Source organism: candidate division WOR-3 bacterium, assembly GCA_039801365.1.
GTDB lineage: Bacteria > Hydrothermota > Tepidihabitantia > Tepidihabitantales > Tepidihabitantaceae > JBDRUN01.
This window is the reverse complement of record JBDRUN010000088.1, coordinates 1-10535: the sequence shown is the minus strand read 5'-3', so window position 1 is coordinate 10535 and position 10535 is coordinate 1. Positions and strand designations below refer to the sequence as shown.

The 10535-nt window shown below is 58.1% G+C and carries 11 protein-coding genes; 1 reads left to right on the top strand and 10 read right to left on the bottom strand.

The annotated features are described in order from the left end of the window. Positions 1–1086: 1086 nt before the first annotated feature. The 10 genes from ABIL25_09610 to ABIL25_09565 form a co-directional block, all read right to left on the bottom strand. Positions 1087–2160, bottom strand: coding sequence for a TonB family protein (locus tag ABIL25_09610; protein MEO0082525.1), 1074 nt, complete (start codon positions 2158–2160; stop codon positions 1087–1089). Next, positions 2157–2726: a sigma-70 family RNA polymerase sigma factor gene (locus ABIL25_09605; GenBank protein MEO0082524.1), complete on the bottom strand. Its 570-nt coding sequence runs from the start codon at positions 2724–2726 to the stop codon at positions 2157–2159. The genes ABIL25_09610 and ABIL25_09605 overlap by 4 nt, the downstream gene beginning before the upstream one ends. A 38-nt stretch (positions 2727–2764) precedes the next feature. Further along, positions 2765–4075: a preprotein translocase subunit SecY gene (secY, locus tag ABIL25_09600; GenBank protein MEO0082523.1), complete on the bottom strand. Its 1311-nt coding sequence runs from the start codon at positions 4073–4075 to the stop codon at positions 2765–2767. Next, positions 4075–4542, bottom strand: coding sequence for a 50S ribosomal protein L15 (gene rplO / locus ABIL25_09595; GenBank protein ID MEO0082522.1), 468 nt, complete (start codon positions 4540–4542; stop codon positions 4075–4077). Before rplO ends, secY begins: the two co-directional genes overlap by 1 nt. Beyond that, positions 4539–4751: a 50S ribosomal protein L30 gene (gene rpmD / locus ABIL25_09590; protein MEO0082521.1), complete on the bottom strand. Its 213-nt coding sequence runs from the start codon at positions 4749–4751 to the stop codon at positions 4539–4541. Before rpmD ends, rplO begins: the two co-directional genes overlap by 4 nt. Next, the gene (gene rpsE, locus ABIL25_09585) at positions 4732–5283 is read right to left on the bottom strand and encodes a 30S ribosomal protein S5 (GenBank protein MEO0082520.1); all 552 of its coding nucleotides are present in this window, start codon (positions 5281–5283) and stop codon (positions 4732–4734) included. The genes rpmD and rpsE overlap by 20 nt, the downstream gene beginning before the upstream one ends. Continuing rightward, complete coding sequence (gene rplR, locus ABIL25_09580; GenBank protein MEO0082519.1) at positions 5280–5627, bottom strand: 50S ribosomal protein L18; 348 nt, start codon at positions 5625–5627, stop codon at positions 5280–5282. The genes rpsE and rplR overlap by 4 nt, the downstream gene beginning before the upstream one ends. A 36-nt stretch (positions 5628–5663) precedes the next feature. After that, entirely contained in the window at positions 5664–6611 is a 948-nt protein-coding gene (locus ABIL25_09575) for a D-alanine--D-alanine ligase (protein ID MEO0082518.1), read from the bottom strand. Positions 6612–6675: 64 nt separating this feature from the next. Continuing rightward, on the bottom strand, positions 6676–8073 hold the full coding sequence (gene gltA, locus ABIL25_09570; protein ID MEO0082517.1) for an NADPH-dependent glutamate synthase: 1398 nt from the start codon (positions 8071–8073) through the stop codon (positions 6676–6678). 55 nt (positions 8074–8128) lie between these two features. Then, positions 8129–8995 carry a sulfide/dihydroorotate dehydrogenase-like FAD/NAD-binding protein gene (locus ABIL25_09565; protein MEO0082516.1) on the bottom strand — a complete coding sequence of 289 codons (867 nt, stop codon included), beginning with the start codon at positions 8993–8995 and terminating at the stop codon, positions 8129–8131. A 446-nt stretch (positions 8996–9441) separates the two neighbouring features. Here ABIL25_09565 and ABIL25_09560 point away from each other — a divergent pair. Further along, positions 9442–10535: hypothetical protein (locus tag ABIL25_09560; GenBank protein ID MEO0082515.1), on the top strand; the 1094-nt coding region annotated here is incomplete at its 3' end.

Sequence of the window (10535 nt, the reverse complement as noted above, 5' to 3'; positions counted from 1 at the left end):
GTTGCTGGAGCCAAGTACCATGACGGAGTCGAGGTCAAACTAGCATGAGCTATTACTACACCGCCGAATCTATTTCCACAGAATTTGACAAGACCTCGACGCTGGACTGGGCAAGTCAGGTTGCAAGCCAAGTCACGGCGCGGGAAGCTAGGCACCCAGGAGGCTGATCAGTAAGGCAGACGGTAAGCCAGACCACGAGTCAGGCCGTAGGTCAGGCCGCAAGCCAGGCGGCAGGCTAAGCTGCGAGTCAGGCAGTAAGGCAAACCGCGGCCCAGACAGCGGACCAAGCTGCGAGATAAGCCCATGGGCAGACTGTGAGCCACGCGGTATGTCAAGCTGCAAGCCAAGCGGCCAGACAGGCAGCGGGGCAGACATCGGGTCAGGCGGTGATTGAGGCGGCTGCCCAAACAGTGAGCCAGGCAGTCGGACAAGGAACAGGGCAAGCAAAGAGCCAAGCCGCAGGCCAAACAGCAGGGCAGGCAGTGTACCAGACGACCCTGTGGATGGCGGAATGTCACATTCAGACTAGTCCGCGCATCTCATCTTATGAAGCCGTCGGCCGCATTCTTCGTGGCTCTGAAAGCTGACTGACAAGACCTCGGACGTTGACTTGGCCGAGCATCCGAGGTGAGCCGAATCCGAAACAGACAAGTGCGCGCACGCCTGAGCCTGAGTCGAGGAACAGGAGCAAACCTTCTCCGTACAAGGTCCCAACTCGAACCCCAGCGCCAGCAGCCATCGCCGGTTATGCCGTTCCCTCCGGGCCACAGAATGCCGCGTGACGAAACCGTACTTTCTGCTCCAGCGCCCCCCCAGGACTCGGCCCCATGCCCAACAACGTGTCAATCACCGCCTGGTCCGGTCGCTAGTCAGAGACCTCCCTAATGCCGGCGGGTTTAACAACACCACCGGTATGAGTACGACCTACCGTGTCATTACACCCGCGGTGTCGGCTGATTGCTTGTCTGTCAAAAGCATCAGGCCTTCCGCCTGCACCTGCCCCGCCACGCGACGGAAATCTGGGGATGCTCCCATAGTTCGGTCACGTCCGGTCTACTTTGTCAGTAGTCTACCCTATTTGTTGGGCTACTTGCCAGTGTTCTCCGACGGTATGTCTCTCTTTTCCGGCTTAGCTTCGGGCTCAAAAGTCCGGATCACCTCAACCCAGCAACGGACCTTCCTGTCGTGCTGAATCCCCGGTGCGAAGCGGGCCCGCTGCACGTTGTAGAGAGCAATCGTATCGAGAAGTCGCACGCCACTCGAGCGGCTGATCTCGACTCTGGATACAGAGCCGTCCGGCTCAACCAGCGCCCGCAGCAGTACGGTCGCTGTATCTTCCGGCTCCACAAATGGCAGGTCGTCTATTTCGACTAGCACCGGTGCCTGTTCGCACTCAGACAGCGGCACATCTGCCCACGAACCAGCCTCGGCCATACCGGACCCTAAGGGTTTGGTCAGACCTGTCGCAGCCCCACGGCCGGCCGGAGCCGCATCTGCCGAGCCGGTTCGTGCTGCCTCTGCTTCCCCGGCGGCTACCACGCCACCCAGACCGGGACCGGGCTTCCCAGCCGAGCCCTTGCTTTCAGTCTCAAGTAAACCTTCACGGTCCGCACTGGTCTGGGCTGGTGGCAACTGCGGTTTAGCGGTCGCCAGCACCCGCCCCTCTTCGCCCGAGTCCTCAGTTGCCATCCGTTCCTTCTTGCTGAACGGCTGGCCTTGTTTACCTCCGAAATAGGCCTCGTCCTCGACGTTGCCGAGTACTCCTGTTGGCTCGACATGCCTAGTCGAGGTCTGAATCTGCACGAGTCGCCAACCGCCGACTACAACGACGAGCACGACCACAACACCGGCCGCCACAATGCCAAGTCGAGACAAATAGAGGCCGTGCCTTGCTGCCGGCTGGCGCTCTGGTCTGCGACCTGTCCGAATTCGCTTCCAGACCTGAAATCGGTGCCAGTCCCAGTAATCATCAGCCAGCGTCGGCCCGGTGTCCTTCTCTCTCACGAGTCTGTGTAGCGCTTCCAGCGCAGCCAGTTCCCTGCGGCATTCCGGGCAGGTCTCGAGATGCGCTGCCACCCTGTGCCGACGCATATCGTCCAGTTCCGCATCCAGGTATGGTCCAAGCAGTTCGGAGCAGTCCATGCACTCGCGTTTCATCATCTTGGCAGGTAGTCCTTCAGCAGCTCCTTAAGCCGCAGTCGCGCCCGGGAAAGACGCGACATCACGGTACCAACTGGTATTCCGAGCATCTTGGCAATCTCATTATAGCTCAACTCCTCCTTGACCCGCAAGACAAACACCGCGCGCTGGTCCGAGGGTAACTTCCTGAGTGCCTGGTCCAAGTCTCGTCTGATTTCCATGTCTGAGGGCGATGTGCCCGGGTCGGGCAGGTCCTGCCATTCACCTTCGGTATCAGTACCGGGCAACGGCACAAGTTTCTGGTGCTGGACCCGCTTGAGGTGGTTAAGACACAGATTCACGCAGATGCGGTGCAGCCAAGTGTAGAACCGGTACTGCTCATCAAACCGGCTGATTGCCCGATAGGCACGGATGAAAGTCTCTTGAGAGATATCTGATGCGTCGGCGTGGCTCCTAACTATCGAGTAAGCTAGCCGGTAGACTGCCCGGTTGTATCTCATCATCAGTTCGTCAAATGCCGAGATGTCGCCTCGCTGCGTCTTGCGGACTAGTTCCAAGTCCGGCAAGCTGCCCTGGGGCTCACCCATAGGTATCTACGATTGTCAGGGCGTGATTATTCCTTTGTTTATCCGAATCTTCGACCCTGGAACTTGCCGCCCTTAACCAGGCCTTCATAGTGCCGCATCACCAGATGCGCTTCAATCTGTTGCAGCGTGTCCAGTGCCACCCCGACGATAATAAGCAGCGTCGTACCACCGAAATAGAATGGCACCTTGAAAACGCTCATCAGGTACAGCGGCAACAGCGCCATGATGACAAGAAAAACAGCACCCGGCAGGGTCAGAAGCGAAAGTCGGCGGTCAATGTACAGCGCGGTGTTCTCACCTGGTCGGATACCCGGGATGAACCCGCCGTAGCGTTGCATGTTGTCCGCAAGGTCCCGGGGATTGAATACCACCGAGGTGTAGAAGTACGTGAAGAAGATAATTAGGCCGGCATAAAGCAAGCTGTACAACCACCCGCCAGTATTGAGAATCTCCTTCAGCGTCTGGAAAAAAGGCAGCTTGATAAAGCCTGCCAGGGTCGAAGGAAACACAACCAGACTCTGGGCAAAGATAATCGGAATGACCCCCGCGGTCACGACCCGCAGCGGGATGTGTGTTGACTGACCGCCGTACATCTTCCGGCCCACGATGCGCTTAGGATACTGAACTGGTATCTTCCTCACCGCCATCGTGAGAAGTACGACCGCCGCGTAGATTGCGAAAATGAGCGCGGCAATCACTACCAGTGCAAGCCAGGAAATCTCGCCCGCCCTTACCATCGCAAATGTCCGGCCGATATCCGAGGGCGTCGAGTCCAGGCAGCCCACGAGAATTAGAAACGAGATGCCATTACCGATTCCACGGTCGGTAATCTGCTCGCCGAGCCACATCACGAATATCGTACCCGCGGTGAGAGTAAATATGGTCATTAGCCGGAAGAACAGGCCTGGATTCAGCACAATCGGACCGTACTGGGTCGGCGCCTGAGATTCGAGATAGACCGCAATACTGACCGACTGAATCACCGCCAGGGCCACAGTCGCATAACGGGTGTACTGGTTTATCTTCTTGCGTCCCTCTTCGTCCCGCTGCAGCTTCTCAAGGTATGGAAACACCGAGCCCATAAGCTGGAAGATAATTGAAGCCGAAATGTAGGGCATGACTCCGAGCGCAAACACTGAAGCACGGGACAGGGCACCGCCGACGAAAATGTCATACAACCCGAAAACCGTACCACGTAACTGGCCGAGCAGATAGGCCAGAGCTTGAGCGTTGATTCCCGGAGTCGGTATGTGGCTGCCGAGCCGGTACACCACTACCATCGCCAGGGTGAACAGTATTTTCTTCCGCAGGTCCGGAATTTTGAATATGTTGGGGACGCTGCCGATCATCAGGTGGTTGGCGGCTGGATACTGGAACTCAACGGCACGACCTCGGCCCTACCACCGGCCTTCTCGATTTTCTCCCTTGCCGATTTCGAGAAAGCGTGAGCCGACACAACTACCGGCCTCGTAACCTCGCCCGTGCCCAGAATCTTCACCGGCCGGTCCCGGTCAACAAGCCCCTGCTCGCGGAGTGCACCGACCGTTATTCGATCGGTGTCAATGCCGGCCAGGTCCGCAAGATTCACGACTGCGTATTCGGACCGGCATGGATTGTTGAAGCCGCGCTTCGGAATCCTTCTGTAGAACGGCATCTGGCCGCCCTCGAACCGGGCATCAAACTCGGGTGCCGAATGCTGCCCCGCGCCTTTGTGACCGCGACCCGACGTCTTGCCGTGACCTGACCCCGGACCACAGCCAACTCGCTTCCTCCGTCGTCTGGCTCCGGCCGCCGGTCTCAGGCTATTGAGCTTCACAGCTCCTCCACCTTCACCAGATGCTTTACCTTGAATATCATACCGCGGATAGCCGGTTCGTCCCGGTGGAGCCGGGAAGCGCCGCGGCGGCGCAGCCCCAGCGCCCGGCACGTCTGCTCAACTCCAGGCTTCTGGTCAATCAGGCTTCTGACCAACGTAACCCTGAGCCGCCGCGTCGGTACGGAAGGCTCAGTCAGTTCCTGTCCCATCCCGTTGTACCTTCCTAACAAAGTGGCTGATCGGCTTGTTGCACGCCTGCGCCACCTGGTCAATAGTCCTGAGTTTCTTGAGTGCCTCAATCGTAGCTCGGGCAGTATTGTACGGGTTACGCGAGCCCAGAGACTTCGACAGAGCGTCGCGGAGGCCTACTGCTTCCAGCACGGCCCGGACATGGCTGCACGCAATCAGTCCGGTTCCGGCTGCGGCCGGCCTTACCAATACGCGGCTGGCTCGGAACTTGCCGCTCGTCTCGTGCGGAATCGTCCGACCCCGCACCGCCACTCGGACCATGTCTTTTCTTGCCCGGGCCGTAGCCTTGCGGACCGCGGCAGCAACCTCCGACGACTTACCGTGTCCCAGACCGACCTGACCGGCACCGTCACCGACAACAACCGCGGCCGACAGCTTCATCCGCTTGCCACCCTTGACAACTTTTGAGACCCGCTTGATATCAACAACCCGCTCAATCAGCTCCTGCTCGGGCAAACCGTTACCAATCTCGCCCACAATTTCTTCTCTCAAAGCTGCAATCCTCCCTCGCGCGCACCATCGGCGACCGCCTTCACCCGGCCGTGGTAGCGGTAACCGGCCCGATCAAAAACGACCTTGCTGATGCCCATCTCCCTAGCCTTGGCCGCAACCAGCCTCCCCACCTCCCTTGAGGCCTCGATTCGCTTAAGTTTCTTATCACGAATCTCGCGCGAAAGCGAAGAGACACCCGTCAACACCCGGCCCTGGGTGTCATCAACAAGCTGGGCAAAGATGTTAGCATTGCTCCGTTTGACGCAAAGCCTGGGCCGACTGGGCGTGCCCGCTACCCGGTGCCGAATATGGAAGTGCCGCCGCTTTCTTCGGTCGCGAATCATTCCCGGAATACTATCCGAAAAACCACAACTGTCAACCTATGGCAGTGCCTGAGCTAGAATCCGAAAGACAAGCTCGTCGTAGGAGATGCCAGCCGCCTCGGCCTCGGCCGGCAAGTCCGACATAGCGGTCAGCCCCGGCAGAGTATTGAGTTCAAGGAAGTAGGGATGCTTTGAATCTTGCACGACAAGGTCAAGTCGCGAAAAACCTCGACACCCGAGCAGACTGTGCGCTTTAAGTGCGAGCTCGGAAATCCGCTTCTCGGTCTTTGGATCGAGTCGCGCCGGAACCACGAAATCGGTCTCACCCCTGGTATACTTTGCCCGGTAATCATAGAAAGGCTGACGCTTGGGCACGAGTTCGAGTATCGGCAGTGCCTCGTTTTCAAGAATGCCCACGGTAGCAATCATGCCGGCAACAAAAGGCTCGATGATGAAGTCTCCATACCCCCGGTGTGCACGCAGACAGCAGTCCAGAGCGCCGCGCTTGCCGGTCAGCAGTTCAATACCAACGCTCGAGCCTTCGTTCCTCGGCTTGATGATCATCGGATACCCGAACTGCTTCTCAGCCTCGACTAGGCCGGGTTCAATCTCCTCCTCGGTACTGATTGCCACGAAGTCCGGTGTCGGAATCCCGGCCTGCCGAAACAGCATCTTCGTGAACAGCTTGTCCATCCCGATGGCCGAAGCGGTCACACCGGAACCGGTATAGGGGATGCCCTTCAGCTCAAGAAACCCCTGAATCGTGCCGTCCTCTCCCGGCCGACCATGTAGGATGACAAAAGCTATGTCAATCTTCGCCTTCGCTATCTGCTCGGCGAAGTTTCGCGTGATGTCAATGCCTACTGGATGAAAGCCCTGATCGTTCAACGACTGGATAACACGCTGCCCGGATAGCAGCGAGACCTCGCGCTCACTGGACCAACCACCCATCAACACCCCTATCCGGCGCTTGCGCAGCCGACGGACCAAATCACTTCTGCTCATCTGCACCTGCCTTGCTCGTCACAACAGCGCTGAACCTCGAATAACAAACCCTGTCGTTTGCTGCTCACCATATGCCGGTCTTCAAGTAGTCGTCAATCGATTTCGCAGCAATCCGGCCCGCACCCATGGCGAGGATGACTGTCGCGGCACCAATGACGATATCCCCGCCGGCGAAAACGCCTCTCTTGGAAGTACGCCCGGTCAGTGGGTCTGCCACAATTGTGCCACGTTTGGCGACCTCAAGACCGGGCGTAGTCTGAGGAATCAGCGGGTTCGGCCCGTTGCCAATAGCGACCACCACTGTATCTACTGGAATGCGGTGTTCCGACCCCTCGACCGGCACTGGCCGGCGACGACCCGAAGCATCCGGCTCACCCAGCTCCATCCTCAGGCACTCAACCGCTCTAACCCAGCCCTCCTCATCGGTGACGTACCGCACTGGGTTGGTGAGGAAATGGAATTCAATACCCTCCTCCTCGGCATGGTGAACCTCCGCGGCCCGGGCTGGCATCTCCTCTCTTGAACGCCGGTAGATTACCATCGAGCGTTCTGCCCCGAGTCGCAGCGCAGTCCGAGCCGAGTCCATCGCCACATTGCCGCCGCCGATGGTTGCGACCTGCCTGCCGCGCACAATCGGAGTGTCGTACTCTGGAAACCGATACGCCTTCATCAAATTCGACCTTGTCAGGTACTCGTTCGCCGAGTAAACGCCAAGCGCATTCTCACCCGGAATACCCATGAACCAGGGTCGGCCAGCACCGGTACCGATAAAGACCGCGTCGAAATCGGCTAGCAGCTCGTCCACTGTCCTTGTCTTCCCCACTACGTAGTCAAGCACGAGCCTGGCACCCGTGTCACACACAAACTGGACCTCGCGCTGAACTATCGCCTTGGGCAGTCTGAACTCAGGAATCCCGTAAACCAACACCCCGCCCGGCTTGTGTAACGCCTCAAATATCACGACCTCGTGCCCCAGTTTCAGACAGTCGCCGGCCACTGTCAGACCCGCAGGCCCAGAACCGACAACGGCTACCTTTTTACCGGTCGGCGGCAGTTTCTCGCACATCACGCATTCCTTCTGTTCTGCCTCCCAGTCCGCGATGAATCGTTCCAGGTTGCCGATAGCCACCGGTTCCATCTTCTTGCCCAAGACGCACTCACCCTCGCACTGGGTCTCTTGAGGGCAGACCCGACCGCAGATGGCGGGCAGTACATTAGTCCGTTTCATTATCTTCATCGCTTCAAGGAACGCACCCTCAGCAATCCGACCGACAAAGCCCGGGATATCCACCTCAACCGGGCAGCCCTTCACGCACGAAGGCTTCCGACACTGTAGGCACCGCTGCGCCTCGGCAATTGCCTCCTCGGGTGTGTAGCCGTACGGCACCTCATCGAAGTTGTGCGCCCTTACTTTAGGATTCTGCTCACGCATCGGTGTTCTCTTAGGGTTCACCTTAGCCATTGTGTCTCCTCCCGCTCACGTTGCATTCTGCTATCTACCGTCCGACACCTGGTCTTCATTGACACCTGGTAGTACCGCCACAACACCCGCTCCTGCCGCATTCGGCTTCAAAAAGCTCTAGCGACCGTTTCTCCTCCGGTAGGTACACCTTCAGTCGCTTCATCAGCAGATCGAAGTCAACCTTGTGTCCATCGAATTCCGGCCCATCTACGCACGCCAACTTGGTTTCGCCTCCCACCTCCACTCGGCAGACCCCGCACATCCCGGTTGCATCGAGCATAATCGGGTTCAGACTTACAACTGTCGCAATCCTGTAAGGCTCGGTCAATTTGGACACCATCTTCATCATGATAACCGGCCCGACTGCAAAAACGCGGTCAATCTTGGTTCCGCGCTCAATCACCGCTCTCAGGGCATCGGTCACGAAGCCCCTGGTCCCGTAGGATCCGTCATCAGTCGTCACAATCAGCTCATCTGAAACGGCGGTCATCTCCTGTTCCATCATCCGCAGTCCGATACTGCGGAACCCGAGAATCGAAATCACATGGTTACCGGCCTGCTTGAGTGCCCGGGCAACCGGGTAGATTTCAGGCGTACCAACTCCGCCGGCAACGCACACCACTGTCCCGAACTTCTCGATCTCCGAGGCGCGACCCAGCGGACCAATGAAGTCAAGAATCGTGTCACCTGGCTCAAGCGTGCCCAGAAGCCTGGTGGACTTGCCTACTTCCTGAAACACGATGACAACGACCCCGTCATCTGGCCGCAGATCGGCGACGGTCAAGGGTATCCTCTCTCCCTGCTCATTCACGCGCAGGACAACAAACTGGCCGGGCCTTGCCTTACGCGCCACGTCCGGCGCACTAAGCTCAAACCGCTTTATCCCCGGAGCTACAATCTCCTTCTTCAGAATCGTGGTCATCTTTCCTCCTTACGAAATCTCGGCTGGAACAGAAGTTCGAACCGCGTCTGCCGCATATCCTTGCATGGTGCTGGTATAGCGGGCCTGGAGATACTCACTACGTTGACTCCGGACCGCGGCCGAAAGGCGGTAATTATACTGACAAGACCTCAAGCGTCAATGTCCGATTTTCGTCCCAAGAACCGATATGGACCCCTGTGTCATCCTAAGCGAGCGAAGCGAGTCGAAGGGTCTCTCAGGCGAGATTCTTCGCTCCGGCGTTCCGCCGTCGCTCAGAATGACAGCATCCGGCAGGTGGAACCAATCCTCTGGTCGTGCCAGGCACGACCGGCCTGTCTCCTTTGCTCTATGTCGGTTCTCGGGTCGTATGCAAGGCTTGACACACGACCAGACGGGTCTACACTCTCATCGTATCAGGCGTTCGTTTGCACACAAAAGGAGGTCCTATGCAGCGACTGACAGTGTTTGCAGCCCTAGTCGCAACCGTCCCGCTGACCCTGGCCAGCGGGACCGAGCACTGCCCACCGCCCGGGCAGCACAATCCCTGGTTCAGCCTTCCGCCAGCCCTGACCCCGGTTGACGACAACAGCATCATGGGTCAGTCAACCGAGGTGAATCCCGGTGAACCAGACTATCTCAAGATATCAGGCAAACCCGCACCGCAACGTACCGAAGATGATGCGGCCACCGTACTGCCCCCATTTCTGGACTGGGGGACCGACACGCTTATCGGTTCGACCAGCACTGTGCCGACTTGGGGCAAACTGTCTTCAGACGCGTCAGTAAACGGCGACATCTACGTTGGCGTGCTTGATCCATCCGGTACGAACGAGGATACTGTGACCGTCTGGCGTTCAACTGACGGCGGCGGAACCTGGAGTATCATCCGACGTTTCTATGGCAATACCAGTACTGGAGGAATAGGAGACTACGTTCTGCGCGTTGGTTCAGATGCAAATGGCGACTGGCTGTATCATTTCCTACTGTATAAGGGCTCTGGGACCGACGGTGGTTTATGGGTCCAGCGACAGCGCCCCCCAAGCGGAACCTTCGCTTGGCGACAGATAGTTCAGAGTGGTGATACGCTTCGCAACCTGTGCGCAGACCGGAATATTGAGAACCCCCAGCACCTTTTTGTCGGATATCAGACTACGAGCAACAACGTGTACCTCTGGAGCTCCAAGGACACAGCCCAGACCTGGGGCAATTTCACCTACATAACTTCTGACCGCCGCGAACCGGCTCTTTGCGCAGGCGCAGACAAGTACGTGTACATCGCCTGCCTGCTTGTAAGCGACTCCTGTCGCATCCGCATCGGCCGCAATACCAACAACCTGGAGTCTGGCGGCACGTGGACATTCGTAAACTCAGACTCCAGTGCGGACAACCGATTCTATGACTTGTCGGTTGCCGCGGACCGTGTCAGTGCCGGAGCTTCCCAGACCGCAATCGTCCTGTCCACATACCGTTACAACCCGAACGGCAACGTTGGCCCACGCTACTCATGGACAACAAACGGCGGCACATCGTGGAGCTCAAG